The following is a 22,619-nucleotide window of genomic DNA, read 5'->3' on the forward strand; positions in this document are numbered from 1 at the left end:
GGGAATGCCGGCGGCGCCGGGCGCGGACGACGCGATCGCCGGCATTCCCTTGGCCATGACGTCGATGCCGCCGTCGTGGCCACCGCCGCCCGACAGCAGCAGTACTCCACCGGCGAGCAACGTCACGCCAGCAGCCGCTGCCACAACGCCGGCACCCAGCACCGCAGCACCGGCGCCAGCCACGAGCGCACCCGCGCCGAACGCAAGCGCACCGGCACCTGCCAACAGCAGCGCAGGTGCGAGCATGAGCATGGCAGCCGACAGCACCATTATGCCGGCAGCTGCCATCAGCCCCGAAGCCGCGACCGCGGGCAGCGACGCGGCCATGAGCGCGAAGCCGAAGGAAAGCCCCAGCACGCCGACGGCGAGCACGGCGACGCCCGCCGCCAGCACGAGCACGGCGGCGGCGAACATAAGCGCGCCGACTGCGGCCACGACGACCCCCGCGCCGAGAACGATCAGCCCCGCGCCGGCGAGCACAAGGGCGGGGGCGAGCAGGACCATCGAGCCGGCCAAGGCGACGATACTGACCGAAGCGGAAAGCCCGTGCTCGGACACAACCGGCAGCTGGGTCGCCAGGAGCGCGAACCCGGCGCATACGAGAGCGACACCGAGACCGACGAGCGCGATCGCGCCGCCGAACGCCACGAAACCGATGGTGCCTGCGGTGAGCGCGGGGCCGAGCGCCGATGCGCCGAGCGCCAGCAGGGCCACTGCCGCGACCATGCCGACCATCACGCCGATGGCGAGCGGTCCGGAAGAGGCGAGCTGCACGGCGGCCATGGCGAGCAGCGCCAATCCACCGCACGCAAGAGCAATGCCGCCGCCGAGGGCCACCATCGCGACCGCAGAAGCCATGATGCTCTTTGCGCTCGGACCCGCAGCCGCTCCCGCAGCGCGCTCGCCGACTGCCGTGGCCATGAGCCCGGCTCCTGCCGCCGCGCCGCGCCCCGCAATGGACGCGACGCTCGAAGCGATCCCCGAGAGCCCCTTCGCTGCGCCAGCTGCGCTCGAGGCGATCTTGGACACCGCGAAAGCCGTGCCTATGCCGGATATTCCGCCGATGACGGCTTGAGCTTGCGGCGGAAGCGCGACGAATGCCGAAGTCAGCGCCTCGATGGGCGATTTCCCAGCCGCGATCTCGTCCGAGAAAACGCCAACGGCCTCGTTCGCCACCTCGAATGCGGGAGCCAGCACGTCGTTCAATGCGTTCGCGCCCGCCGTGATGGCGGGCTGCGCCGTCCCCAGCAGCTCGGAGATGCCGCCGACCACCGTGGCCTTGAGGTTGCCGAAAGCGCCCTCGAAGGTGGCCGTCGACGTCGCCGCCTCCTTGGCGGCGTCGGTCATGCCGAGATCCATGATCGCCGCGTTGAACTCTTCGGCGGTTACCTCGCCCTTCTCCATCGCCTCGCGGAAGTTGCCCGTGTACGCTCCGTTCTTGAGCATCGCCTCTTGAAGCTTCCCGGAAGCACCGGGGATCGCGTCGGCGAGCTGGTTCCAGTTCTCCGTGGTCAGCTTGCCGGCGCCTGCCGTCTGAGTGAGGACCATGCCGACGCTCTTGAACGTATCGGCGTTTCCGCCCGCAACGGCGTTCAGGTTGCCCGCGGCCTCGGCGAGCTTGTCGTAGTTCGGGACGGCATTGGCGGCGAGCTGGGCGGTTACGTTCTGGATGTCGGACAGCTCGTAGACGGTCAGGTCGGCGTACTCCTTGGTCGACGCGGTAAGCGCGTCGATCTGCGACGTGTCAAGGTCGGCGAAGCCGAGGGTCTGCTTGAACTTGACGACGCTGTCGGTCGCCTGACCGGCTTCCGAGACGAGACCGGCGAAACCGATCGCCGCCAGGACCCCGGAGGCCGCGCCGACCATGCCTTTGAGCGTGGAGCCGATGGCGGACGATGCGCCTTTGAGGCCTGCGCCCACCCCGGATCCGAGCGCCTTGCCGCCCTTCCTCCCCGCCCCGTCGTAGTCGGCCCCTTCCACTTCCTTCTCGATGCGGCCCTTCATGTTGTCGAACCTGGGCAACAGCGTCACGTACGCCTTCGCGAGCTCAGTTCCCGCCATGGGCGACCTCCTCGATCTTCAGCTTCCTCGCGATCTCGCGCATATCGGTGCGGTCGAGCTTCTTTCGGACGCGCGCCTCGTCGGCCGGCGTCGGCATGGGCCTGGGCCGCTTTCTGTCGTGCTGGGCGTCCTTCGTCCGCTGCCACGCGAGCACGCGCATGCCGTACTCGATGCGGTTGAGCATGTACTCGGACTCCGACCATGCGCACTCGGGCGACGCCATGCGCGCCAGCCTGCTCTCCCGCGGCAGCTGGGCGCAGAGCGCGGCGGCGTGCTCATGGGAGAACTCGGCCCCCATGCCGTCGACGTTCAGCCCGTAGAACTGCTGGAAGTCCGCCCGCAGCTCGTCCGGATGCGAGTCGGCGGCGATGGCGAGCGTCAGGAGTTTTTTGCCGACGCCACCGCCTTCGCGGCTGCGGCGTACAGGCCCTCCATCTCGGATGCGCCTCCGCCCAGCTCAGCCATGTACTCCTCGTCGCGCCCCATGAATACGGCCTCGAGAGAATCGAAGTACCCGGCCGGGTCCTTCTCCACCCGCGCGATGCCCTTGATGACCCCGTAGTCGCGCAGGGCCCTCCCGTCCGCTTCGAACCTCTTGCCCTTGTGCTCGAACTCGATGATGTCCGGGTTTTTCGCAGCCATTCCCTACCTTCTTTCTAAACGGAAGTCTTCGCCGTCTCGGTGGATTCGATGAAATCGGTGTAGTAGTCGCCGGTCTCGGCGTCCTTGTAGGAGGTGAACGTCGCCTCCCGCCCGACGAGTTCGCCGCTCGCCACCTTCAGGTCGCTCAGCTCGGTCACGTTCGCCTCGTGCACTATGCGACGCCACTTGCGGCCGTTCTTGAGCAGGAGCTCGAACACGTAAACGTAGCGATCCGTTTCGGACCCGTTGATGTGCACGGTGATCATGCCGCCCGCGTCGGTCACGTTCTTCTCGCCGTACATGATCTCCTGGGTCATCGCCTTCATCTCAGCGAGCACCGTCGTGAACTTCTCGCTGTTGGACGTCTTGGAGGCGTCCATGACGTCGCCGTTCATGTCGCGAAGCTCCTCGACGTCCGATTCGCTGGCGAACGAGACCCCGTCCTCCGACACGAACCCGCAGCATTTGAAGGCCGCGTTGAGAGCCGTGCTGAAGTCCGTCGGCTTCGCCGTTCCGAGCGGCGCGCGGAACATGTACCCTCCCGCGACGCCCTTCCCTGCGCTGACGTTCTCGTTGCTGTTCTTCACTGCATCAGCCATAACCATCTCCTTAGGTCGAAAGCCCGCCTCGACGGGCTATTCGCTAACGTACAATTCGACGAGCAGGCATCGCCTGTGCGCGCCGCTGTCTGCGTCGCGGTCGCGGTACTCCGACGTGATCCGCGACCCGAACACGCCGTCGCGCTCCGACACGGTGCGCAGGACGGCCTTCGCGCGCTCGGCGGTCTCCGCCGCGCCCTTCCTCGATCCCGCCCAGCACTGCACGAGCACGCTCTTGACGCCGATCCCGAGCGAATCGGTCGAGCCGCCGACCAGCTCGACCGTCGCGAACTCGGGCGGTCGGTCGCCGGGGACGTCGTAATGCACCGGCACGCCGATCATGCCATGCAGGTGCGTGCAGACGGTCCTCTCCGCATCCATGCGCTACCTCCCCGCATCCAGGCTCTTCAGGAGCACTGCGTTCTTGTTCGAAGCCCGCGCCCCATGGGGCGTCGCGGCGAACGCGCGGGCTTTCGCCGCGACGGGGCCGACGTCGGCCTTCGCCATGAACGGGTCGAGGGACATGCCGTCCGAGGACGTCCTGGCGCACGCCGCCGACGCGATGGCCTCTGCTCGCGACAGCAGGTCCGACCGGACACCTCCGGACTTGAGGACGGCCCGCGCCGCCGACTGGCTCATCCTCACCTTCGCCCTACCCATCGCACGCCTCCACCTCGACGGCCATCCACCACTTGGTCGGGCAGTTCTCGCGGCAGGGGCGCGGGTCTCCGACGACCGCGTACTCTCCCGGCTCCCCGGCTATCGACACCCTGCATCCTCGCAGGCTCCTGTCGTAGCCTTTCGGGAACGCCAGAGTGAAAGCGACCTTCGTCCCGTCGGGGCGCGCCGATCCCGCGACGTCCGACGTCGCGCCGGGAGCGACGAGCACCCCTTCCACGGACTCGCTTGACAGCGACGGCACGGGGTCGCGGTCCTCGTCGTATGCGGTCTCGACGCGATGGACGACCACGCTCCTCCCTTTAAGCATTCTCGATCCTCCCGTACGGCCAGACGCAGGCGGCCTTCTGCCTGTCGAGTCCGAGCAGCTTGCGCTCAGCTTTCGAGACGTAAACCTCTCCGTAGGGGTTCCCGAGCGAGTAGGATTCGGTCATGCCAGCGGCCCCTTGGCTGTACTGGGTCGCCCCGAACGGCACGTTCGGCTCCCCAGCCCCCATCGCCCGGTACGCCATGGAGCGGCACGCCTGCATGAGCCGATCAGCGAACTCAACGCCAGGGCTCGCGTAGGATATGCCCTCGCGGTCGAGCTCGGCGGCTATCTCGCGAGTGGCGTCCATGAGCACCTCCGCGAGTGCTTTATGGTCGTCCGCGGCTCCGTAACGGGCCTCGTACTGCTCGACCGTCGCGAACGGCTCCATGTCCTACTCCTCGAAAGCGGCGACGATGGCGTTCACGATCTGCCCCTTGTTGGCCGGCTTGGGCAGCTCGACCTTCCTCACGGCTGCGAACGCGCGCAGCTCGGCGATCTCGCGGCCCTTCAGGAACTCCTTGGTCGGCTCCCACCCGTCGAACTCGGCGGTCTCCGGCAGGTCAGGTCCCCGCACAGAGTCTCCCGCATCGGCGTCGGCGGCATCGTCGCTTTCATCCTCGGCGTCGACGCTCGCGGCGCCCCCGTCGTGCAGCAGCCCGCCGGGGGCGGTGAACCCGCGACCCTCGAGAGCTTCGGCGACTTCGGGCGCGGCGTCCAATTCGATGCCGGTCGCATCGCATACGATCTTCATGCGGGCCCCTCCCTAGGAAGTCTTCTTCGGCGTCTTGCCGACGAGCTTGGCGAATCGGGCGATGTCCTTCACGATGAATCCGACCTCGAACATCACCTTCACGGCGAACATGTCGTGCTCCCAGAGGTTGAACGGCTGCCCGTCCAAGGTGATCGTCGATTGCTCGGAGATGGAGATGCGCACGCCTTCGACCGCGCCCCACATCGCGCTCGCCCACTCGCCTGCGAAGCCGAGCTGCGCCGGAGTGCCGTCGGCGGTCGAGGTCGCGGCGGTCCCGGGCTTGTACACTCCCTTCTTCACGTGCGCCGGATGCCCGAGCAGCGCGGGCACGGAGCCGTCGGCGAGCACCGAGTTGACGAAGAGCGGACGGCCCATGCCGTCCTTCTCGGTCAGCAGGATGGTCTTCGCGGCGGGGGCAAGCGCCCAGCCGTCCAGCATGCCGTCGGAGGCGGAAACGGCGGCGTCCGCAGTCACGAGGCCGAGCCAAGGATCGGTCTCGATGTCCACGGCGGCGGCGTCGGCCAGAGTGTCGAAGCTCGCGCCGGGAGCGGCTCCCGCAAGGCCGAACACGGTCTTGTCGAACTTCACGCCGATGGACTTGGGCAGGCGGTTCACGCACGCCTCGTAGAGCGCGGCCTTGTCGCGCTTGAACTCCATGCTGAACGGCTCGATCACGCCGAGCTTGTAGCCCTTCATGGACTTCGTCCCGAACGTGTGCTTGCCGGTCGCGATTTTCTCCGTCTCGGAAACCCAGCTTGCCTCGGGGTCTCCCGTGATGGTCTGGAACTCTTTTCCCTGGCCGAGCAGCGGGATCTTCGTCGCCAGCTGCATGATTGCCGATTCGTCGATGGCCTTCGCCCAGATCTCCTTGCTCACCTCGGCTGGCAGAAGGATGCCGGAGGTTTCGCGGTTGACGTCTTCTTTCGCCATGTTCTACTCCTATTCGTCAGATGATTCCCTCTATCGCGCTCGCGAAGAGGTCCTTGCTCGATTTCTCCGAGCCCGGATCGGGCGCGAATCCGTCGCTTTGAACTTCGGGGGCCGCATCGGTCGAGAAATGCTCCTTGAGGGACTCCGCATGCTCCATCACTTCCTCTTCCGTGGAGCCGCGCAGGAGGCTCGCCGGAACGCCCGTCGCCTTCGATGCGGCCGACTTCCAGCTTTCGACCCGCTCCTTCGACTCGTACTGCGCCAGCTTGGCCTCGGCATTTTCCGCGCGCTCGTTCGCCTTTTCGAGGTCGGTCTTCCGAGAGGCTTCCAGATCGTCGTACTTGTCCGCCTTCGCCTTGATCTCCGAATAGCCCTTGTACTTGGCCTTCTCCTTTGCGATGAGGCGGTTGACGTCTTCTTGCGTGAACGTCTTCGAAGCGTTTTCGCGCGCTTTTCCGGTGGCTTCCTGCGAATGGTTCTCGCCGTTCTCGTTCTCGGACACGAAATGCCCCTTTCCCCGGCCCTAGCCGGTGTCGGTGCAGGCGTTTTCCGCCGCCTGCTCATGCGTGGAGCGCGATTCGCCGCTCGCGCTGGAGCGTTGGCCCGTTTCCGGGCATGAAAAAAGCGCCCGCAGGCGCTGAATTCCTGATGTGGTATAATCAATGCATCGAAGTGAGGTACGCCCCGACGGAAACGACGGGACACGGCCTCACTTCTTCACTCGCGCTATCTTTCCATCTTGCAGAACGACCACCTCGCTATATCCTTCTCTGCGTTTTATCGCCTCAACAACATCATCGATAGAGTCAGAGCATCCATCCATAGTGACCACGATGCGGACAGGTTCATCCAGTTCAAGCTTCCGCCACTTCGCCCTAGCCCTAGCTATCTGATTGTTGACCGAGCTTCCAGCGTTCGTGACATTCTTCATCTCCCAAGGCTGCCCGTGTATCTCGAAGTCGATGTTCGCCATCGCCCTCGGATCCTCCTGCTTTACGGTCGGGCGGATGCCGTTCTTGACGAGCCAGTCAACGCCCTTCTTCTCATGGTCCTCAAGGGAGGCCCTCGGCTTCTCGTAGATCGCGCCGAATCCTTGGTCATCGAGCTGCGCCCGCTTGACCATGACCGTCCGCCTGAGCTCGCCCCACTTGTCTTTGCTGAGGGTGGTTTTCGACCATTTCGATGAGGCGATCTCGCACCTTCGTTGCAATTCCTCGATGCTATCGGCTTCTTTCACATACCGCGTAAAGTCGCCATAGCTTTCGAATTCCGTGCTGTCCCACTTGCGCTTCTTGGGCTTCCCGCCTCCAGTCTTGCAGCGCACCGTCTGTCCTTCGACATTGTCTAGGTACTTCTGGTACAGTTCGGCGGTGTCGTACCCCTCGACATCCATGCCGTTGAAACCAGGCACGATGCGGCAGTCGCAGCCAGCATGCCCGTGGTACTTTCCCTCGGCGCTCTTCTGGGAGTGATACGCGAATCCGCGAGAAGCGAGCATGATGCAGAAAGAGCACGTTTCAGCGCCCGACGGGACGCGCGCCCACTTCGGCTTGACAGGGTCGCGCAGGGCGTTGAACACGACGCAATCGCTTGCCGCCTTCTTCACCTCGTAGTCCACGCGGTCGCCCAATTCGCGAGCGAACCTCTCGGTCGACCCAGTTTCAACGACGCTCTGCACAAGCGCCCGCACGGCTCCTTCGGTCGCTGCGGCCTTGCGCCCCGACTCCGCTAGCGCACCGAGCCTGCTGCCCACGGACATCTGACGAACACCGTCGTAGAACTCCGCCGAGCGCGCAGCAGTCAGGTCGGTCATTTCTCCGCAGACCATCTCCATGACCTCGACCATGGCGGTCCGCAGTTCGGCGACGTCGTTCCATTCGACGTTGGCAAGCGCGTTCAGCACCATCTGGCGGCCAGCGGCGGAAAAGGCGTTAAGCTCCTCCGTCAGTTGGTCCAGCAGCTTGCGCGGTATCTCCAACTGGCTTCTCCTTCGGGGCTACGAGCGCCGACACCGCAGCGTTCGCCTGGGATTTCTTCTTGTCGCTCATGAGGCGGTCTATCTGCTCCTCGCTGAACCCGAGCTCCTCCAGCACCACCTCGGAATCGGCCATCCATGGGATGGCTCCCACGATCTTGATGATGGCGTCCGCCTGGCTGACGAACGAGGGGAACGCCGGGTTCTTGAACCGAGCCGTGATGGTCCGCTCCTCGTCGGTCAGAGCGTCGAGAGGCTTGTTCTGGCTCGCAGCGAGGGCCATCATCCCTATCTCGCGCAGCGCGGCGCCGTTCGTCTCGTTCAGGCTCTCGGCCTCTATGACGAGGCTTTCCTTCGCGGCGTAGATCGCCTCCGCCGAAGACGGGTTGTCGTGGACGACCCCTAGCTCCGACACGGGGATCGACGTCTCGCCCGAGAAGCGGGAGGCAAGGCTCCGCATGTACTCCGTGTGCGGCTGCATGGTGGACTGCGACAGCTGTCCGTACTTGGGCACCTCGCCGTCCTCGTTGGCCGTGACCGCGAAGATGCTGCCGATGTACGCCTCCCATTTCGACAGGTTGTCGAACACCGAGTCGTCGGCGCCGAGAAGGTACTTCTGAGGGCTGGTGAAGAACTCGGCTGACACCTCAGAGCGCAGCGATTCGCGCACCGCCGAATCCGTGATGGCCATGACCGCGCGGCTGATGCGCGACTTGCCGAACGGGCGGTCGAGGGTCGGACGGTACACGAGCGGCTCCATCATGGGACGGCCCATCTCGTGCGGGTTTCGTCGGCTGGTCCAACGGGAGCCGACCTTCTTGATCTCCCATACGTCGGTGTCGGTGTACAGGTTCACCCAGACAGGCTCCGGCTCTCCGTCGGCGACGTTGCGCTTGACGTCGACAACCGTCAGCCCGCACTTGATGCGCTTCAGGCGGTGGTCCCAAAGCGCGGCGGCGTTCGCAGCCGAGTACGCCGATATGATCGCGGCAGGCTCGCCGGCGCCGCCGCGGGACACCGTCATGAACGCGCACGAGCTCGCGAGCTCGCTGGCCGTCGCCTGCGAGTAGACGATCTTGAGCTTGTTCGCGGCAACGACGTCGGCGAGCGCGCCGACGTCGCGCCTGCCGGTCTTGAACGCGAAGCCGTCGAAGCGGCTCCTGACGGCGAGGGCGTCGACGGCCTTCGCCGGCCATCCGACTACCGCGTTGACGTGCTCGAGGGGAGGCGGTATGGCGATGCCGAGCGTGAGCAGGCGGTTGTGCGCCCGATAGTACTCGTCTCGCTTGCGGTTGCGGGAGAGCTTGTCGTTTCGCACCTTGACGAGCTTGACGAGCATCTCGGTCTCGTTCACGGGCAGGCCGTGCACGGATTGCAGCTGGTCGAGGTTCACAGCGCCTTCGACCTCCTTCCGGGACTTCTCTTCGTTGTCTTGACGCCGTAGAGGGCGAGGCTCGCAGCTTCGACGGGCGTCGGATCGTCGCCTCCCCATCCCCAGTTGCCTCCGGCGCCTATCCGGCGCTTCTTAGCGTTGACCACCGATTCGGTGAGCTGCAGCTGCCCGAAGTGGGTCACTGCTTCGTCCGCTATGTCGTCGAGCAGCCAGGCCGCAGCCGCCGATACGTCCTTCGGGGCAGCCACCTGCACGGCCTTCGGCGCGAGCGGCATGCCCTCGTATTCCTCGTCCTTGCTCATGAGCATGTTCGACAGGCTGATGGCGTTTCCGACGCCGTCGATCACGACCACGGCGACTTTATCGCGGCGCTTCCTGATCCAGTTCGCAAGCCATTTTGCTCCCGAGCTCGTCGGCGCGCGGTGAACCAGCTCGACGTGGCACGGCCCGGCCTTGGGCTTCACGGCTACGGCGAGGGAGACGGTCGCCCCGTCGATGCCGAACTTCACGCCGTAGGCGATCTTGCCGTCAGGCGGGGAGTCGGTCTCGAGCATCGCCCAATCGTCGGCGTCCACCAGCTTCTCCGCCGCATCGTCGGGCGACCACCAGCCGAACCGCTCTCGAGCGAGCGTGTCGCGCTCCATCTGCTCCACCTCGGTGGCGATGGTCGACGGCTGTATGGTGATCCCCAAAGACGGGTTCGTGGCAGCCCATATCCTCCGGTCGTTCGGATCGTCCGGTATGTCGGGGACGCTCCATTCGTCCCACGACGTCTTCTTGGACTTTCCGCAGACGGCGTCGCGCCGTATCCTCTTGAACACCGTGCCAGCGGCGTTCTCGTCCGGCGGCGTTCCCACATAGATCGTCTGCGGGTTGCTCGAAGCCGATATCGCAGGCAGAAACGAGCTCTGCTGCGCGTCGTCGAGCTCCTGGGCCTCGTCGAACACGAGGAGGTCTCCATGCTGGCCTCGGCCGCCGCTGCGCGTGCGCGCCAGGAACTTGATCCTGCCCCCGTTCTTGAGGATTATCTGCTCGCGCCCGAGCGCGGCCTTGATGTCCTTCACGTGCCGGCTCATCTTCTTCGATTCGAAGAACGCGGCCATGGACTCGAACGTCTCAGTCGCGGTCTTCTGCAGATGGGCCGTGTAGATGACCTTCTCGGAAAGCGCGATCATCCCGTAGTTGGAGCGCGCCTGCACCGTTCCGAGGGACTTTCCGTTTTGACGGGGAACCGAAAGCCCGCCGGTCGGCGAAGACCATTTCCCCAGCTCGTCCCGACCGAGCCAGGAATCGACGACGCCGACCTGCCAGTCGAACATGACCAGGCCGCCAAGCTCGCATATCTCGTCGCAGTACTCGATCTCGCTGCGCACGTAAGCGGGATGGACGGACACCGTAGGATCAGGGCTTCCCAGAACGGAGTCGGAGGACGACCTCGTTGACCTCGTCGCCATCGTCTTCACCGCCCTCCAATTCCCGTATGTCGCGCAGCGTCTCCCGATACTGCCTCGCGAGCCCCGGCACTTCCCTGCTTTCAGCCGCATCGATGTCCGACGCGAGCAGGAGCGCGAGCGTCTTCAACTGCGACAGCTGGTCGCCATCGCCCGCCGCATCCGCCAACGACCCTTCTCTAGCCATTCCGACCTCCTGAAAGGCTCGAAAAACATCCTTGTGTGTAAATAGGCACTATGCCTCCGGGGTAGCCTTGACCGGTGGGGAGGGGATGCCGCCCCCTCTGAACCAGCACGACGGCCAGCGAGGCCCGGCAGCGCACTCCGACGTCACCATTCTCTCGAATGCCTTATAGGCGCTTTAGAGCAAGCCGCAATGCTCCTGAGCGCGCTCATCGGCTTGTTCCCTCGCCTCTGGTTGCATATCCTATGGGCGGCTGCGACGTTGCCCCTGTCTATAGGGCTTCCGCCTTTCGAAACCGGGATCAGCTCGTCGACCTCGAAGCTCATGGGATTTCCAGGAGGCAGCGAGTAGTCTATGGGCTGGCCGCATATATGACATGGGTTTCCCAGGCTCCGGAGCCATGCCCTCAACTTTCGCCGGGCATGCCCGTTCTTGGTGCGGACGTTGCCCACATCATCGCCCGTCCATCGGGCTGCCATGGTTCGCGAAGCACTCGCCCAGCCCGTCGTAAGCATCGATCTCGACGATAGAGCCGATGCGCGGACGGGCATGCGGAACCGGTACGCCGCATGCCCGCAGCATGGCGCGGCTCATTGCGGTGTCGTGTCTCAGCGCAGCGCGGATCATGTAGTCGGCGGATACCATGGCTGCCTCCCTGTCTCGGCAATAAAAAAGCCGCCCATAAAGGACGGCTGTTCGGTTGTGTCTCGCTTATATAAGATTACATTAATCGAACGATCATGGACGATCATCTTACAACGGAGCGGCATTGGGGAACTCGTCGCGACGGAACGTCTCCGGGATCAAGCGGTAGAGGTCGCGCACGCCTCCGTCGCCTATCCTCCTCGCCTGGACTTCGCTGTAGCCTATAACGCGCCCGACGTAGGCCCACGTTCGCCCCTCGACCACGTGCATCCACATGGCCCACCTGCCCACGTGGTGCGGATCGCACATGTCCTGGGCGGCGGCTATCTCCGCATAGCATGCCGACACGCGGTCCGACCACTCCGTCTCCAGCTCCATTATGCGCACCACTCCCTCGCCGATCCTGTCACCGCATCCGCCGGATCGGGAGCCTTCGAACGACGCCCCCATGGACACGAGCCGCGACCGCACGTCCCTTATCCTCGACTCGATCTCGCGTATCTCGTCGTCCATCGTCTTTATATGCCGCAAGTAAGACGCGACGCATGCCCGCATGACGAATATGTCGTGGTCCAAATCTGCCTCCGGAATCCGATCGAACAAGTGTGCTTGATATTTTATCGCATAAATTATCACTGTCGACGAACATGCGAAAAACGTCGCCTCCCCTTGACGAAATTCGATAGGCGGGTATCATCATCCCCCTCTCCCGGAAAACGGACGAGCTCATCGATGCAAAGCAGTCAGAAGGAGGCGGCCTTGACGCTCATTCGCAAAACGAAAAAGGAGAAAGTTCGCTATCTCGAGTGGTTCGATATCCTCTCGCTCACCGTTATCCTATTCGGCTGGGCGATTCTCTCGTCCACTATGTCGCTCTTGGGCCTTTCGCAAGGGACGGCGACGGTCGAAGGCAACATCTCGTTCTCCGTCGCGGACAACTACAACGCCATCGCCGTCCAATCGGGGTTGCTGGCGATCGCCCTGCTGTACCTGCGAGCCAGGAACTTCGATTTCAAGGCATGGCGCATCAAGCTCGATCTCAGAGCGGTCCTCTGCGCTGCGTTCGTGTTTCTAATCGGCTCGCTCGCCTTCGATGCCTACATGGTCGTTGCGGGGTCGATCCGCGAGGCGATCCAGTTCCCGAACCCGATCGGATCTTTTTTCTGGAGCGAACCCGTTTCCAGGGTCTTGCACGCCGCGCTCAACGGAGCGTACGAAGAGCTGTACTTCCTAGGCATCTGCCTCGCGGTGAGGCCCAGGCACCTGAAGTGGGCCGTGCCGTTCTCGTTGCTCGTGCGCGCAAGCTTCCATACCTACCAAGGGTTAATGCCTGCATCGGGAATCGGCCTCGTGTTCGGAGGAGCCGTCTACCTGATCTACAGGCGGTCGAAAGACAAGAACCTAGCGCCGTTTTTCATCGCGCATTCGGCGGCAGACGTGTTCGGACTGGGAATCCTGTCGCATTTCATCGGGTAGAGCGCCGCCTCCCTTGACGTGCTCCACGCGCCACCTCGGCGAGCGCCGGGGATCGGCCGCGTACGCCTGGACCGTGCGCGGCTTGAGGCCCGCGGCCGCCGCGCACTCGCTCGCGGTCCCCTCGGCTATCAAGGCCCCGCGGTCGAACACCCTGTAACGCTGCCTCTCGCGAACCATGGCGCGGCTCCTCCCCTGCGTCGGTCGTTTTGCAGATGATACGGCACGGACGTCGGCGAGTCCAGCGCGCCCGCGCGAAGCAAGCTCGTGCCAGTTGCATTAAAGAATCAGATCCGCAACGGTTTCCCGCCCGTCTCGCTCCGCCCATCGCCCCTGCCGTTACAATGCCGGACAAGGCAGATCGACTCGAGAGGAGAGCCAATGGAAGACGTCAAGGAAAAGCTGGGAGAAGCGGCCGACAAGGCGAAGGAAGCCGTGAGCGAGGCGGCCCACGACGCGAAGAACGCCGTGAAGGACGCCGCCCACGACGTGAAGAACGCCGCCAAGGACGTCGCCGCCGACGCGAAGAACGCCGTGAAGGACATCGAGGCGGAGGTGAAGCGCAAGTAGCCGACCGCGCTCTCGCTTAAAGGAAGAGGGCCCGCAGCCTTGGATCGGCTGCGGGCCCTCTTCCTTCGTCAGCTGTACTGCCTTGTAACCCTCATCTTCACGTCTTCGACGGGAACTTTGCTCTCCCTTAGCAGGATGCGCAGGTCGTCCAGGTCGGGCAACGTCCCCTCGCCGGCGATCTCGACGACCACCGCGCCGCCCGACGCGTCGACGGAGACCGGCTCGTAGGACGATTCCCGCAGCCACTCCCTCACGGACTGAGCGGCGCCGCGCTCGAAGGAGTACTGCTCGATGACCTCGTTGCTCGCAGCGGCGAGGGGCACGGCGAGCAGGACGGTCCCGACGACCGCGGTGGCGTACCACAAAAGCCTCGCCTTCGCGCTGCTTCCGTCCTGCGCGTGCCCGGCAAATCCCATCAGGAAGAACACGGCATTGCACGAAAGCTGGATGGCGAAGAAGTTCACGGTGAATAGGAGCAGGGCCCCTGACGCGACCGCTTGGGCCCCCTGGGCGAGAGCCGCGCCCGCCACGCAGAGGGGAGGCACGATCGACACCGAGATAGCGACGCCCGGGATGGCGTCGAACACGTCGTCGCGGCCGACGGCCAAGGCTCCGACGGCCCCGGACGCAACGGCCACGACGAGGTCGACGAGGCGCGGGGAAACCCGCGACGACACTTCGCCGTTGCCGACCAGCGGGACGCCGGCCGGTATGGCGAGCGACGTAACACCGGCGACGGCGACGACCGCAGCCGCTCCCGAGAGGGCGACCAGAAGGCCCCTCGCCGCCTGGCGCCGCTTGCCCGTCGCGATGGCGAACGACGTGCCGATCATGGGCGACATGAGCGGGGCTATGAGCATCGCCCCTATCACTATGGCAGACGACTCGGCGGCGATCCCGCAGGTGGCGATCACCGCCGACAGCACGAGGCAGAGAAGGAACGCGGAGTACTGCTTGACGGGATTATCGACGCGCACCAACGTGATGCGCTCGATCTCGGGGATCCTCTCGGCGTTGGTTTTCCCTCCCGCGAATATCCTGGACACGACGCTCATCGAATGGCCTTTCGCTCGGCGGTGGATTCCTGGAAGAGAATGCTACCACACCGGCCACGGCGGCAGGCTCTCTGCGCTCATTCCGCGCCTCCGATCGGATGGCTGCAAAACGTCCTGCTGGTTGAGTGCGCCGTGTTCTTTAGAGAAGGGCGACGGGCAGCCGGGGCATACGCTCCTATATCATCGGCGATCCTCCTTCCTCCTCATTAACTCGGCGGCGAGCATCCTCGCGATCCCTGCCAGCACCCACACGCAGAACGCCGCCATGAGCGCGATGGACGCGACGAACAGCCACGCCGCCATCACATGCCCCATTCGTCCAGCTGCTCGTCGGAAGGATCCCAGTTGCTCTCGTCGGCATGCCGCTCTTCCAGCCCGCAGTACGGGCAAGCGAATGATGGCTTTCGCATGCGAGCATGGAGGCGCATATTCTTCGTTAACAGGAACTCGTGCCCGCATTGGGTGCTTACGGCAAACTTACCTTTCGCTAGCCAGCACATCCGCCATAAGCACGTCTCGCGTCCGCTCATTCGTCCACCACCTTCGCGCCGCATCCGCCGCAAAACCTATACGGATCGTGCAGCTCGCTCCCGCATACGTCGCACGATACGCTCGTGCCTTTGCGGATGGGCTTGCACGTGCGCTCCCAGCGGGTGTTCCAGGTTTCGGCTGCGTCTGCGAACGCTCGCAGCTTCTCGATCCCGCTCGTTTCATCGGCCATCATCGGCCTCCTTTCGTCTTGATGTAGTGCAGATGCCCTGCGCGTCGGCAGCTTTTGCACCGGCACCCGTAGCGGTTGTAGCCGGCGTACGTGCCATGCGACGGATGGCCGGGATCGGCGGACATCTCGGCGAGCACTTCTGCTCGGCGCTCGCGCTCCCTCTCGGCTCCCTTCTTGCGGGCTTCGCGAGAAGCGGCGCGGCATCTCTCGCATCGGCATCCGTACTTGTAGCCTGTAGCCGTCCCGTGCCTTCGGTCGCTCGGATCGGCAACCATGTCCTCCAGGTGCTTCTCGGTGCCGCGCCGCTTCGGGAGCGGCGCGGCGGGCTGCTCGACCGCCTTCTGATCGCTTCGATGCCGAAACCCCCGCACCTGCCCGTAGTGCTCCGCCATCAGGCCCCCTCGCGGCAGAATCCCGTCACCGGACCGTAGAGCGTTTTCATGCATCCCTTTTTCCCGAACTCGCCGTGCTCCGAATCGTCGGCATCGTGCTTTTCACCTGCGCCGATGCCGTAGCCGATGCGGGCATGGCCGGAGGCGTCGCTGCACGGCCGTTCCATCATGCCAGGCCCTTCCCCGCCCTCGGTCGGAACGAACCCCGTCCGAGCCTCCCCGCGCATCTCGGCGAGGGCCGCGCGCGCCTCCTCGGCCTGCAGCTCGCCGATCAGCTTGTCAAGATACCAACGGGCCTTGAACAGGTCTTCCAGGCCGTTCTTGCGGTCGTAGCGCCACAGGTACTTGAGCGCCGTGCAGCGCAGGTGGGCGGCGAACCCCTCTCCCGCCATCGAGCGCATGGCGTCGATGCACTCGATCCCTCCCTGCGTGTAGTGGTCGGGGTGGTTCACGTTATCGGTCATTTCGCAGCCTCCTGTCCGGGCCGTCGAACGCGACGACCGCGTTTCTCCTGTCGCCGAGGCGGCTCACTATCGCCTTGGCGGTCTCCGCGTTGCCGTCCGACGCCATCCGCGACGTCAGATCGATCGAGTTGTACTGCGTCGTGACGATAGTCGGCTTGCCGGTCCTGATGCGGGCGTCGAGCACGTCGAACAGCTTCGACAGCGCCCAGTCGGTCGGACGCTCCTTGCCCAGGTCGTCGACGGCGAGCAGCCCGACGTTGCGGTACCGCCCCATCACGTCGGCCTCGCGAGCCGCCCCGTCGAACACGCTGCGGAAGTCGCGCAGCAGGTCGAGCGATGTGGCGAAGAGCACCGTGCGCTCGGATGCGCTGGCGATCAGGACGGCGCATGCGGCGTGCGTCTTGCCGCGCCCGACGTCTCCCCGGAGCAGCAGCACGCCGGACGGCGAAGCCGCCCAGTCGGCGATCCTCCGGTCGCACCCGTCGAGCGACGCCGATCGGTAGCGCGAGGGCACGCTGGATCGGGCGAGCCGCTCATCGACCTTGAGCCGGAGCTGCTGCTCCTTCCAGGCGGCTGCGGCGGCCTCCTGCTCCGGCGTGTTCCTCGGCGCCTCAAAACGCCCCAGCGTACTCGCCAAGCTCATCATGGCCGACCCCCTTCCCGGCAGCGTCGCGGCGGGCCCAGTTGCGCGCCGCCGCCCTCCAGTCCCTCATCTTCGCCTTGCCGACCGTCCAGCCCTTCGAGGCGTAGAAGTCGCAGAACCGCTCCGCGTCGAGGCTCAGCCCGGCCTCCTCTGCGAAGGCTCGGACCTCGTCGGGGGTCGGGGCGCGGAACCTCGCGCGCGCCCCTCCCTCTTTTTCTGGTCTGGTTTGGATTGGTTTATCTTGGCTTGGTTTATATAGGAGGGGTTCCGAGGTTTCCAAACCCCCGTTTTCGATATTGGAAACGGGGGTTTCGCTTTCGTTCGATCCCTGTTCTTTTTCGGCTTCGTTTTCCGCTTCCCGAGCGTTTTCCGGCTCGGCTTCGGCTTCTCTAGCGTCCTTCTGAACGTCGTTCCTGCGCTTCCTCGGACGGCCTCCGGCGTTGCCTTCCCGCGCGCTCACGGAGTTGTCGACGTCCTCGCGGATCGATTCGAACAGGGCGTCGAGAGGGTATTCGAGGGAAGGCTCCGCGCCCTCGGTGCCGTAGCGCATGACGGCGAGCGCGAACGTTCCGCGCTGGTCCTCGGACGGTATCCGCTCGACGACGCGCGTGATCTTCGGGAACCATGTGAACTTGCTCGGCATCTGCGCCTCCTAGAACGGTATGTCTTCGTCGTAAACCGCCGAGCTGGCATCGACGACCGGCACGGCGCTTGCGACCGCCTGATAGCCTTCCTGGCGCTTCTGCATCAGCTCGATATCGTCCACGATCACCTCGATCTTGCTGCGCTTCTGGCCGTCGCGCTCCCACTGGCTCCAGTGCAGCTTGCCCTCGACGCACACCTTGGCGCCCTTGCTCAGGAGTCGCGACACGCTCTCTGCCCGGTTGCCGAACATGGTGCAGTCGATGAAGTTCGGGTAATCCTCCCATTCGCCGGTCTGCTGGTTCTTGCGGCGGTCGTTGACCGCCACGCCGAAGCCGAGGACCTGCATGCCTCCCGCGGTCGACCTCAGCTCCGGTTCGCGGGTCAGGTGCCCGCTGACGATCGCTCTGTTTATGCTCATTCGCATCTCCTATTCATGCATTGCTTTTTCCCGATGGATTGTAGAACCTCGCGCACGTTTCCCCAGACAGCGGGCACTTCGGCGCGTACGAGACGATGGGCGCGGAACACGCCCGCTCCACCATCGACTTGGAAAGGGCGCCGAAGCTCTCCGCCGCCCGCGCATCGCGCCCCGGAAGCACGTGGCCGTAGATTCCCAGCGTCACGTCGATCTTCGAGTGCCCGAGCCGCTCCTGTACGACCTTTATCGCCTCGCCGTGCGACAGCAGGTAGGTCGCATGCGTGTGCCGGAGCGTGTGCAGGTGGACGTGCTTGGCGAGCTTGAGCGACTTCGCGAGGGCGCGGAACTCCGCCGTGAACTCCGACGGAAGTATCCACGTCCCGTCCGGATGCGAGAACAAGGGCGTCTCGTCCGTCCGCCGGCAGCCGCGCTCGGCCATGACGGCCTGCTGCAGCGCGATCTGCGAGCGGATCGCGCCGGCGGTCTCGTCGTCGACCGTCAAGACGCGCTTGCCGCGCTCGGACTTCGGCTCCTTGTACTCGGCGGGGGCCGACATGCCGGGGACCTGCGCGACCGAGCGGGAAACCCTCACGCCCGGATGCCACGACGCCTCGCCGCCTGGGGCCATGTCCATGCCGATCCGCTCCGACCAGTCGCCGACCTGGAACCCGGCGAGCTCGCCGCGCCTGACCCCGGTGTGCAGGCACGTCCACCATGCCGCCGCGAACGTGCGCTCCATGTAGCCCTCGTCGTCCTCGACCGGCTTCGCCAGCGCGCCCGACAGGTGCGCCGCAAGAGCCGCGAAGTCGCGCTCCGATAGCGGCTTCGCCTCCGGGGACGACCCGCGCGGGACCTTGACGCCGAGGACGGGGTTGGAATCGACCACGCCGTCGCGCATGAGCGTGGAGAAGCAGCCCGACAGCATCGCGTGGAGCTTGCGGACGGTCACGGGCGACAGCGGCGATCCGTCCTTGCCCCCGCCTTTCAGAAGGGACCGGTAGAGCGCCGAGAAGTCCGACGCCGAGGCACGGTCGTACTCGATGCGGCCCACGCCGGGATGCACGTAGCAGCGCGCCATAGACCGGTACGCCGCGACGGTCGACGCCGCCTTGCCGTAGTCGGCGAGGCCGTCCAGGTAGTAGTCCAGGAGCGCGCCCACCGTGTAGCCGGAGCCCGTGCGCTTCGCGCGGCCCGCCTTCAGCTCCACCTCCTCGACGGCCCGCTCAACCTCCTCGTCGGACGCCCCCGGCGGCAGCGTCCTCGACACCTGACGCGTCTTTCCCGTCGCCGCGTCGACGCCGGCGTAGGCCCGCACCGTCGCGCCGCCCGTCCTCGGGTCAATCCTGATGCTCGCCAAGCCCCTGCTCCTTCCTGTGCTTTCGCCACCTCGCCGCGTCGGCCATGCAGTCGGCGACCTCTCCGCGCATGAACCTGCCCGTCACGCCGAGCGACCCCATCGTGCGGCCCAGCTCGTCGGCGCGGTCGTAGTCCATCGCGTCCACGACGATCAGCCAGGGGCCGACGTCGGCCGACCTATCGACCATCGACGCCGCCTCGCTCGGCCGCGTCGCGCGCGGCCATCCAGCTGCGAGCCTTCGGCGGGCGGCCCACCACCCGGCGGTACAGCTCGTTCATCAGCTCGACGCCCTCGCGCCCGTCGAGGGGCTGCCTGTGCGTCGGGTGAATGTACTTCGCGAGGTCGGGGCTGTGCATGATCGCCAAGCGCGACAGGCACGCCCAATGGTTGTGGTTGCCGAGCATCTTCGGCTGGTCGCGCATGACGGTCACCTTGCCGGTGACGCGAGCCTCCGCTTCGACGTGCCCGAGCCATGCCGCGAAGGTCGTTATGCTCGGATCGGCCGGGTACGGCTTCTCGGCCCATGCGGCGGCTTTGATCGCCCACGTGACCGTCCGATCCTCCCCTTCGCTCATGCCCCCACCCCGCATGCCAGCATGACGGCGTAGGCCGCCAGCATTGCTGCGAACGGCACGGGCAGCAATCGCATGCCCCGCTCCCATTCGTCGCGCCGTTGCCGAACCATGTCGTACTTGACGGCGCGTGTTATGCTATTTACGACCTGTTGGTCAGTTGCGCGCTTGCTTCCTACGGCTGGGCGCGCTTCTTTTTTCACCGGCATGTCGCCGTCTCCTTTCCTTCCGCGTACGCGCTTATCGCCGATACGCGGATCAGCTTCTTCGCCCGCCCGACCGGTATGTGCGGAATGGGACTCGTCCTGTCGTTGGCCCATGCGGACATGACCGAGTACGACACGCCGGCGATCCTCGCCGCCTCATCTATCGGGGCGTAGAGCGCCCCCGACTCGATCGCAGCGAAGCTCCCGTCGTCCAAAGAGACGATGACCTTCACCGCTCCGTCTTCTCCTCGCATGAGATCACCTCCTGTGATCGCCTTTTACGTTGTCGATAACACCGGTGCTCCCCGCTTCTCCCTGCTGGGAGCGGGTATTGGGCGGTGCCCTAGGTTTTCAAGGTGCAATTGCACCGGCACCGAACACCCGGAAACACGGCGGCTCTGATAGAATCCGATTTGCGAAAAGACAATCAAAGGAGACAGCCCTGATGGAGAAGATGAACGAATCGTTGGAGGGGTTCCTGAGAGAGATAACTCCGTACTCCGGGCGACCCTTCCCCTTTTCGGTCGCTTTCGCCGACAAGTACTCGTACGACGAGCTGGTCAAGAAACGAACGTTCATTCAAGAACTCGAAGCGATCGGAATGCTAAAGACAACAGAAGGAACAGCCCCCGTAGCCTCGACTATCGACCGCTATGCAACGGTCGAATTCCCCGATTACTTCACGCTTACCAGCCAGGGCGAGACATACTTCAACGAGATCGAGAAGCGAGAAAGATTGGAGACAGAAGCCAGGAAGCTCCAGTGGAGGCACGATATCGCCGTCGCGCTGATAAGCGGCGGGCTCGGCTTCCTCGGTGGTATAGCCGGTGCGCTTTTCTCGTTCGCCCAGGGCTGGTTAAACTAAATGCGATATCAGCACCGTCGCTGAAAACCCCACGATAAACCCGACAACGTATCCTCCAAGCATAAGCAGAAGCGTTCTTTTTCTCACGGCTACCGCCTTTCCAGCCGCCGTGTTTCCAGGTATTCGATTGTTAAGGTGCTTGATCGGACAGTGCTTGGCGTTAGCCACCGGCGACCGGCGCTTACAGCTTTGCGGCAAGTCTCGTGACTACCTCCGTCACCGGGTCGTTACTCCATGCTGCGAGGGTCTGGTATCCGGTGCCGATTGAAGCCAAGCTGAGAAGCATGGAGAATGCGGCTATTGCGCCGATGATGGGCGCAACCCAGCAAACCTCGGCCCAAACTGTCTCTCCGCCGTGCTTCTCCTTGCGCCAGGCAGCCACTGCGGCGACGGCGCAGACGGCGACGATCGACAGCTCAATGGCGACGGCCATCTGGGACCCTGAGATCGCGAGTTCGCACGAAGCGATCTTCGCCGCGACGTAGTCTGGCGTCGCGATCTGGCTTGCAAATTCGAACAGTTCCATTGATTTCCTCTCTACCCTGCCTTGGACTCGGCGAAGGACGGACGGTACAGCGGGCACTTCGGAACCTCCCGACCTGCCAGTTCGTCAAGGCAAAGACCCCACCACTCCGCAAGCTCCAACGCCTCGGTCAGATTGAACTCAACCTCTCCTGAGAGCTTCTTGCTCGCCTGCTCCCAAGAAAGCCCCAGCCGGTCGGCGACCGCCCGCTTCGTCACGCCGAGATCGGCGCGGCGAGCCTCGATGGCCGGGTAGTGCACGGTATCCATGCTCAATTTCCATCACCTCCCTCCCATAGCGCACTCATGATGGCGACGTCGGCGCGTCCGAAGGGCTCGCGGCCGGCCTTGACCGATGCGTTGCCGAGGCGCTTCCACGCGTCGGGGTCGCATGAGCCGAGCTCGCCGTTAGGAGCCTTCGGAAGGCCGCATAGGGCGAGCGCGATATCCGTCGTGGCTGTCACGGCCTTGCCGATAGCGTCGACCGCCCCGGCCGGCCGCACGTCGTCGCCGACCTCGAACACGAGCGCGGCGCCGACGGCCGAAAGGAGGCCGAGGGCATCGCACGCCAGGTCGGCGATAGTGGACTCGTTGAGGGGCTTTGTGTTCAATTTCATACCTCGTTTTCAGAATTAATTCCCATATATGGGATTCTGGAATCAAATCTACTTCTTTTATGGGCCAGTGTCAATAATTTTCTTGAGTTATTTATCCCATATTGTTAGTATTTGCAAAAAGGAGGTGCACTGTGGAATTCAAAGATTCATTAGCTAAGATCCTGCGAGACAGGAATCTGACACAAGCTGACCTATGCCGAATGTCAGGAATTGCTACGAGCGCGATGTCGCACTATCTGGCTGGAGACTCTGACCCAAGCCTCAACAAAGCCATCGCGATGGCCGACGCGCTTCAGATATCGCTCGACGAGCTGGCGGGCCGCGAGGTTCCCAAGCGCGTGATAGAGCAGCGGCTTCTCTCTGATTTCCGCGAACTGTCCGACGAGGGCCAGGAGGTCGCGGTGAACACCGTGTACGGGCTCCGCTCCGTTTATAAAAAACCTCATCCGAATCGAGTGGTTGCGTCGGCGTAAGGGACTG

The 22,619-nt window shown here is 64.5% G+C and carries 38 protein-coding genes; 4 read left to right on the forward strand and 34 right to left on the reverse strand.

Annotated elements, in window-relative coordinates:
• The 18 genes from DMP08_RS12535 to DMP08_RS12450 all read right to left on the reverse strand — a co-directional run.
• Positions 1–2,061 (reverse strand): tape measure protein (locus DMP08_RS12535; RefSeq protein WP_211328400.1); only part of this gene is annotated, 2,061 nt, incomplete at its 3' end.
• Complete coding sequence (locus tag DMP08_RS05940; RefSeq protein WP_123192036.1) at positions 2,048–2,359, reverse strand: DUF5361 domain-containing protein; 312 nt, start codon at positions 2,357–2,359, stop codon at positions 2,048–2,050. The genes DMP08_RS05940 and DMP08_RS12535, both read right to left, overlap by 14 nt.
• 80 nt (positions 2,360–2,439) lie before the next feature.
• Positions 2,440–2,703: a hypothetical protein gene (locus tag DMP08_RS05945; RefSeq protein ID WP_123192037.1), complete on the reverse strand. Its 264-nt coding sequence runs from the start codon at positions 2,701–2,703 to the stop codon at positions 2,440–2,442.
• A 14-nt stretch (positions 2,704–2,717) separates the two neighbouring features.
• Positions 2,718–3,302: a phage tail tube protein gene (locus DMP08_RS05950; protein WP_123192038.1), complete on the reverse strand. Its 585-nt coding sequence runs from the start codon at positions 3,300–3,302 to the stop codon at positions 2,718–2,720.
• A gap of 36 nt (positions 3,303–3,338) precedes the next feature.
• On the reverse strand, positions 3,339–3,683 hold the full coding sequence (locus tag DMP08_RS05955) for a hypothetical protein (protein ID WP_123192039.1): 345 nt from the start codon (positions 3,681–3,683) through the stop codon (positions 3,339–3,341).
• A 3-nt stretch (positions 3,684–3,686) separates the two neighbouring features.
• Positions 3,687–3,947 carry a hypothetical protein gene (locus tag DMP08_RS05960; RefSeq protein WP_148042332.1) on the reverse strand — a complete coding sequence of 87 codons (261 nt, stop codon included), beginning with the start codon at positions 3,945–3,947 and terminating at the stop codon, positions 3,687–3,689.
• Between the two features lie 7 nt (positions 3,948–3,954).
• The gene (locus DMP08_RS05965; protein WP_148042333.1) at positions 3,955–4,290 is read right to left on the reverse strand and encodes a hypothetical protein; all 336 of its coding nucleotides are present in this window, start codon (positions 4,288–4,290) and stop codon (positions 3,955–3,957) included.
• Positions 4,283–4,678: a Gp19/Gp15/Gp42 family protein gene (locus DMP08_RS05970; RefSeq protein ID WP_123192042.1), complete on the reverse strand. Its 396-nt coding sequence runs from the start codon at positions 4,676–4,678 to the stop codon at positions 4,283–4,285. Before DMP08_RS05970 ends, DMP08_RS05965 begins: the two co-directional genes overlap by 8 nt.
• Positions 4,679–4,681: 3 nt before the next feature.
• Positions 4,682–5,041, reverse strand: a complete 360-nt coding sequence (locus tag DMP08_RS05975; protein ID WP_123192043.1) for a hypothetical protein — start codon at positions 5,039–5,041, stop codon at positions 4,682–4,684.
• 12 nt (positions 5,042–5,053) lie between these two features.
• Positions 5,054–5,971, reverse strand: a complete 918-nt coding sequence (locus DMP08_RS05980) for a phage major capsid protein (RefSeq protein WP_123192044.1) — start codon at positions 5,969–5,971, stop codon at positions 5,054–5,056.
• A gap of 16 nt (positions 5,972–5,987) precedes the next feature.
• Positions 5,988–6,473 carry a DUF4355 domain-containing protein gene (locus DMP08_RS05985; RefSeq protein WP_123192045.1) on the reverse strand — a complete coding sequence of 162 codons (486 nt, stop codon included), beginning with the start codon at positions 6,471–6,473 and terminating at the stop codon, positions 5,988–5,990.
• A 207-nt stretch (positions 6,474–6,680) separates the two neighbouring features.
• A complete protein-coding gene (locus DMP08_RS05990) occupies positions 6,681–7,949 on the reverse strand; it encodes a VG15 protein (RefSeq protein ID WP_123192046.1) in 1,269 nt (422 codons plus the stop codon).
• Complete coding sequence (locus DMP08_RS05995) at positions 7,903–9,339, reverse strand: phage portal protein (RefSeq protein WP_123192047.1); 1,437 nt, start codon at positions 9,337–9,339, stop codon at positions 7,903–7,905. Before DMP08_RS05995 ends, DMP08_RS05990 begins: the two co-directional genes overlap by 47 nt.
• Positions 9,336–10,793, reverse strand: coding sequence for a terminase large subunit (locus DMP08_RS06000; protein ID WP_161555426.1), 1,458 nt, complete (start codon positions 10,791–10,793; stop codon positions 9,336–9,338). The genes DMP08_RS05995 and DMP08_RS06000 overlap by 4 nt, the downstream gene beginning before the upstream one ends.
• Complete coding sequence (locus DMP08_RS12440) at positions 10,741–10,977, reverse strand: hypothetical protein (RefSeq protein ID WP_161555427.1); 237 nt, start codon at positions 10,975–10,977, stop codon at positions 10,741–10,743. Before DMP08_RS12440 ends, DMP08_RS06000 begins: the two co-directional genes overlap by 53 nt.
• A gap of 143 nt (positions 10,978–11,120) precedes the next feature.
• A complete protein-coding gene (locus DMP08_RS12800; RefSeq protein WP_420541189.1) occupies positions 11,121–11,489 on the reverse strand; it encodes an HNH endonuclease signature motif containing protein in 369 nt (122 codons plus the stop codon).
• The gene (locus DMP08_RS12445) at positions 11,428–11,619 is read right to left on the reverse strand and encodes a hypothetical protein (RefSeq protein WP_161555428.1); all 192 of its coding nucleotides are present in this window, start codon (positions 11,617–11,619) and stop codon (positions 11,428–11,430) included. Before DMP08_RS12445 ends, DMP08_RS12800 begins: the two co-directional genes overlap by 62 nt.
• A 108-nt stretch (positions 11,620–11,727) precedes the next feature.
• Positions 11,728–12,195, reverse strand: coding sequence for a hypothetical protein (locus tag DMP08_RS12450; protein ID WP_161555429.1), 468 nt, complete (start codon positions 12,193–12,195; stop codon positions 11,728–11,730).
• Positions 12,196–12,378: 183 nt separating this feature from the next.
• Between DMP08_RS12450 and DMP08_RS12455 the strand changes: the two genes are divergently transcribed.
• Entirely contained in the window at positions 12,379–13,095 is a 717-nt protein-coding gene (locus DMP08_RS12455; RefSeq protein ID WP_161555430.1) for a CPBP family glutamic-type intramembrane protease, read from the forward strand.
• Positions 13,096–13,473: 378 nt separating this feature from the next.
• Positions 13,474–13,662 (forward strand): hypothetical protein, encoded by a 189-nt coding sequence (locus tag DMP08_RS06015; RefSeq protein ID WP_123192051.1) that lies wholly within the window; start codon positions 13,474–13,476, stop codon positions 13,660–13,662.
• A 68-nt stretch (positions 13,663–13,730) separates the two neighbouring features.
• On the opposite strand, the gene DMP08_RS06020 is transcribed toward DMP08_RS06015, so the two are convergent.
• The 13 genes from DMP08_RS06020 to DMP08_RS06075 form a co-directional block, all read right to left on the reverse strand.
• Positions 13,731–14,717, reverse strand: a complete 987-nt coding sequence (locus DMP08_RS06020; RefSeq protein ID WP_114565915.1) for a DUF389 domain-containing protein — start codon at positions 14,715–14,717, stop codon at positions 13,731–13,733.
• A 180-nt stretch (positions 14,718–14,897) separates the two neighbouring features.
• Positions 14,898–15,020 (reverse strand): hypothetical protein, encoded by a 123-nt coding sequence (locus DMP08_RS12730; RefSeq protein WP_280176549.1) that lies wholly within the window; start codon positions 15,018–15,020, stop codon positions 14,898–14,900.
• Positions 15,021–15,243: 223 nt separating this feature from the next.
• Positions 15,244–15,441, reverse strand: a complete 198-nt coding sequence (locus DMP08_RS06025; RefSeq protein WP_147269842.1) for a hypothetical protein — start codon at positions 15,439–15,441, stop codon at positions 15,244–15,246.
• Positions 15,438–15,830, reverse strand: coding sequence for a hypothetical protein (locus tag DMP08_RS06030; protein WP_114565917.1), 393 nt, complete (start codon positions 15,828–15,830; stop codon positions 15,438–15,440). The genes DMP08_RS06025 and DMP08_RS06030 overlap by 4 nt, the downstream gene beginning before the upstream one ends.
• Positions 15,830–16,294, reverse strand: coding sequence for a DUF3310 domain-containing protein (locus DMP08_RS06035; protein WP_123192052.1), 465 nt, complete (start codon positions 16,292–16,294; stop codon positions 15,830–15,832). Before DMP08_RS06035 ends, DMP08_RS06030 begins: the two co-directional genes overlap by 1 nt.
• Entirely contained in the window at positions 16,284–16,940 is a 657-nt protein-coding gene (locus DMP08_RS06040; RefSeq protein ID WP_123192053.1) for an ATP-binding protein, read from the reverse strand. The genes DMP08_RS06035 and DMP08_RS06040 overlap by 11 nt, the downstream gene beginning before the upstream one ends.
• Positions 16,906–17,580 (reverse strand): hypothetical protein, encoded by a 675-nt coding sequence (locus tag DMP08_RS06045; protein WP_123192054.1) that lies wholly within the window; start codon positions 17,578–17,580, stop codon positions 16,906–16,908. The genes DMP08_RS06040 and DMP08_RS06045 overlap by 35 nt, the downstream gene beginning before the upstream one ends.
• 9 nt (positions 17,581–17,589) lie before the next feature.
• Complete coding sequence (locus DMP08_RS06050) at positions 17,590–18,000, reverse strand: single-stranded DNA-binding protein (protein WP_123192055.1); 411 nt, start codon at positions 17,998–18,000, stop codon at positions 17,590–17,592.
• A gap of 13 nt (positions 18,001–18,013) precedes the next feature.
• Entirely contained in the window at positions 18,014–19,357 is a 1,344-nt protein-coding gene (locus DMP08_RS06055) for a tyrosine-type recombinase/integrase (protein ID WP_123192056.1), read from the reverse strand.
• Positions 19,338–19,544 (reverse strand): hypothetical protein, encoded by a 207-nt coding sequence (locus DMP08_RS06060; protein ID WP_123192057.1) that lies wholly within the window; start codon positions 19,542–19,544, stop codon positions 19,338–19,340. The genes DMP08_RS06055 and DMP08_RS06060 overlap by 20 nt, the downstream gene beginning before the upstream one ends.
• Complete coding sequence (locus DMP08_RS06065) at positions 19,534–19,932, reverse strand: hypothetical protein (RefSeq protein WP_123192058.1); 399 nt, start codon at positions 19,930–19,932, stop codon at positions 19,534–19,536. The genes DMP08_RS06060 and DMP08_RS06065 overlap by 11 nt, the downstream gene beginning before the upstream one ends.
• On the reverse strand, positions 19,929–20,138 hold the full coding sequence (locus DMP08_RS06070; protein WP_123192059.1) for a hypothetical protein: 210 nt from the start codon (positions 20,136–20,138) through the stop codon (positions 19,929–19,931). Before DMP08_RS06070 ends, DMP08_RS06065 begins: the two co-directional genes overlap by 4 nt.
• Positions 20,129–20,389 (reverse strand): hypothetical protein, encoded by a 261-nt coding sequence (locus tag DMP08_RS06075; protein WP_123192060.1) that lies wholly within the window; start codon positions 20,387–20,389, stop codon positions 20,129–20,131. Before DMP08_RS06075 ends, DMP08_RS06070 begins: the two co-directional genes overlap by 10 nt.
• A gap of 191 nt (positions 20,390–20,580) precedes the next feature.
• Between DMP08_RS06075 and DMP08_RS06080 the strand changes: the two genes are divergently transcribed.
• Positions 20,581–21,000: a hypothetical protein gene (locus DMP08_RS06080; protein WP_123192061.1), complete on the forward strand. Its 420-nt coding sequence runs from the start codon at positions 20,581–20,583 to the stop codon at positions 20,998–21,000.
• Between the two features lie 181 nt (positions 21,001–21,181).
• Here the strand turns inward: DMP08_RS06080 and DMP08_RS06085 are convergent, their stop codons facing one another.
• Genes DMP08_RS06085 through DMP08_RS06095 form a run of 3 tightly spaced genes read right to left on the reverse strand, consistent with a single transcriptional unit; the run spans position 21,182 to position 22,139 of the window.
• Positions 21,182–21,526, reverse strand: a complete 345-nt coding sequence (locus DMP08_RS06085; protein ID WP_123192062.1) for a hypothetical protein — start codon at positions 21,524–21,526, stop codon at positions 21,182–21,184.
• 11 nt (positions 21,527–21,537) lie between these two features.
• The gene (locus DMP08_RS06090) at positions 21,538–21,792 is read right to left on the reverse strand and encodes a helix-turn-helix domain-containing protein (RefSeq protein ID WP_123192063.1); all 255 of its coding nucleotides are present in this window, start codon (positions 21,790–21,792) and stop codon (positions 21,538–21,540) included.
• Between the two features lie 2 nt (positions 21,793–21,794).
• Positions 21,795–22,139 carry a hypothetical protein gene (locus DMP08_RS06095; protein ID WP_123192064.1) on the reverse strand — a complete coding sequence of 115 codons (345 nt, stop codon included), beginning with the start codon at positions 22,137–22,139 and terminating at the stop codon, positions 21,795–21,797.
• Between the two features lie 131 nt (positions 22,140–22,270).
• Between DMP08_RS06095 and DMP08_RS06100 the strand changes: the two genes are divergently transcribed.
• A complete protein-coding gene (locus DMP08_RS06100; RefSeq protein WP_161555431.1) occupies positions 22,271–22,612 on the forward strand; it encodes a helix-turn-helix domain-containing protein in 342 nt (113 codons plus the stop codon).
• The last annotated feature ends 7 nt before the right edge of the window (positions 22,613–22,619 follow it).

The sequence above is a fragment of the Paraeggerthella hongkongensis genome, from assembly GCF_003726035.1.
GTDB classification, from domain to species: Bacteria; Actinomycetota; Coriobacteriia; order Coriobacteriales; family Eggerthellaceae; genus Paraeggerthella; species Paraeggerthella hongkongensis.

Coding starts and splice junctions, on each gene's coding strand:
- DMP08_RS05940 (WP_123192036.1), bottom strand. CDS start 2,359: ATGGGGGCCGAGTTCTCCCATGAGCACGCCGCCGCGCTCTGCGCCCAG.
- DMP08_RS05945 (WP_123192037.1), bottom strand. CDS start 2,703: ATGGCTGCGAAAAACCCGGACATCATCGAGTTCGAGCACAAGGGCAAG.
- DMP08_RS05950 (WP_123192038.1), bottom strand. CDS start 3,302: ATGGCTGATGCAGTGAAGAACAGCAACGAGAACGTCAGCGCAGGGAAG.
- DMP08_RS05955 (WP_123192039.1), bottom strand. CDS start 3,683: ATGGATGCGGAGAGGACCGTCTGCACGCACCTGCATGGCATGATCGGC.
- DMP08_RS05965 (WP_148042333.1), bottom strand. CDS start 4,290: ATGCTTAAAGGGAGGAGCGTGGTCGTCCATCGCGTCGAGACCGCATAC.
- DMP08_RS05970 (WP_123192042.1), bottom strand. CDS start 4,678: ATGGAGCCGTTCGCGACGGTCGAGCAGTACGAGGCCCGTTACGGAGCC.
- DMP08_RS05975 (WP_123192043.1), bottom strand. CDS start 5,041: ATGAAGATCGTATGCGATGCGACCGGCATCGAATTGGACGCCGCGCCC.
- DMP08_RS05980 (WP_123192044.1), bottom strand. CDS start 5,971: ATGGCGAAAGAAGACGTCAACCGCGAAACCTCCGGCATCCTTCTGCCA.
- DMP08_RS06000 (WP_161555426.1), bottom strand. CDS start 10,793: ATGGCGACGAGGTCAACGAGGTCGTCCTCCGACTCCGTTCTGGGAAGC.
- DMP08_RS12440 (WP_161555427.1), bottom strand. CDS start 10,977: ATGGCTAGAGAAGGGTCGTTGGCGGATGCGGCGGGCGATGGCGACCAG.
- DMP08_RS12800 (WP_420541189.1), bottom strand. CDS start 11,489: ATGCTTACGACGGGCTGGGCGAGTGCTTCGCGAACCATGGCAGCCCGA.
- DMP08_RS12445 (WP_161555428.1), bottom strand. CDS start 11,619: ATGGTATCCGCCGACTACATGATCCGCGCTGCGCTGAGACACGACACC.
- DMP08_RS06015 (WP_123192051.1), top strand. CDS start 13,474: ATGGAAGACGTCAAGGAAAAGCTGGGAGAAGCGGCCGACAAGGCGAAG.
- DMP08_RS06020 (WP_114565915.1), bottom strand. CDS start 14,717: ATGAGCGTCGTGTCCAGGATATTCGCGGGAGGGAAAACCAACGCCGAG.
- DMP08_RS12730 (WP_280176549.1), bottom strand. CDS start 15,020: ATGGCGGCGTGGCTGTTCGTCGCGTCCATCGCGCTCATGGCGGCGTTC.
- DMP08_RS06025 (WP_147269842.1), bottom strand. CDS start 15,441: ATGATGGCCGATGAAACGAGCGGGATCGAGAAGCTGCGAGCGTTCGCA.
- DMP08_RS06030 (WP_114565917.1), bottom strand. CDS start 15,830: ATGGCGGAGCACTACGGGCAGGTGCGGGGGTTTCGGCATCGAAGCGAT.
- DMP08_RS06035 (WP_123192052.1), bottom strand. CDS start 16,294: ATGACCGATAACGTGAACCACCCCGACCACTACACGCAGGGAGGGATC.
- DMP08_RS06040 (WP_123192053.1), bottom strand. CDS start 16,940: ATGATGAGCTTGGCGAGTACGCTGGGGCGTTTTGAGGCGCCGAGGAAC.
- DMP08_RS06045 (WP_123192054.1), bottom strand. CDS start 17,580: ATGCCGAGCAAGTTCACATGGTTCCCGAAGATCACGCGCGTCGTCGAG.
- DMP08_RS06050 (WP_123192055.1), bottom strand. CDS start 18,000: ATGAGCATAAACAGAGCGATCGTCAGCGGGCACCTGACCCGCGAACCG.
- DMP08_RS06060 (WP_123192057.1), bottom strand. CDS start 19,544: ATGGTCGATAGGTCGGCCGACGTCGGCCCCTGGCTGATCGTCGTGGAC.
- DMP08_RS06065 (WP_123192058.1), bottom strand. CDS start 19,932: ATGAGCGAAGGGGAGGATCGGACGGTCACGTGGGCGATCAAAGCCGCC.
- DMP08_RS06070 (WP_123192059.1), bottom strand. CDS start 20,138: ATGCCGGTGAAAAAAGAAGCGCGCCCAGCCGTAGGAAGCAAGCGCGCA.
- DMP08_RS06075 (WP_123192060.1), bottom strand. CDS start 20,389: ATGCGAGGAGAAGACGGAGCGGTGAAGGTCATCGTCTCTTTGGACGAC.
- DMP08_RS06080 (WP_123192061.1), top strand. CDS start 20,581: ATGGAGAAGATGAACGAATCGTTGGAGGGGTTCCTGAGAGAGATAACT.
- DMP08_RS06085 (WP_123192062.1), bottom strand. CDS start 21,526: ATGGAACTGTTCGAATTTGCAAGCCAGATCGCGACGCCAGACTACGTC.
- DMP08_RS06090 (WP_123192063.1), bottom strand. CDS start 21,792: ATGGATACCGTGCACTACCCGGCCATCGAGGCTCGCCGCGCCGATCTC.
- DMP08_RS06095 (WP_123192064.1), bottom strand. CDS start 22,139: ATGAAATTGAACACAAAGCCCCTCAACGAGTCCACTATCGCCGACCTG.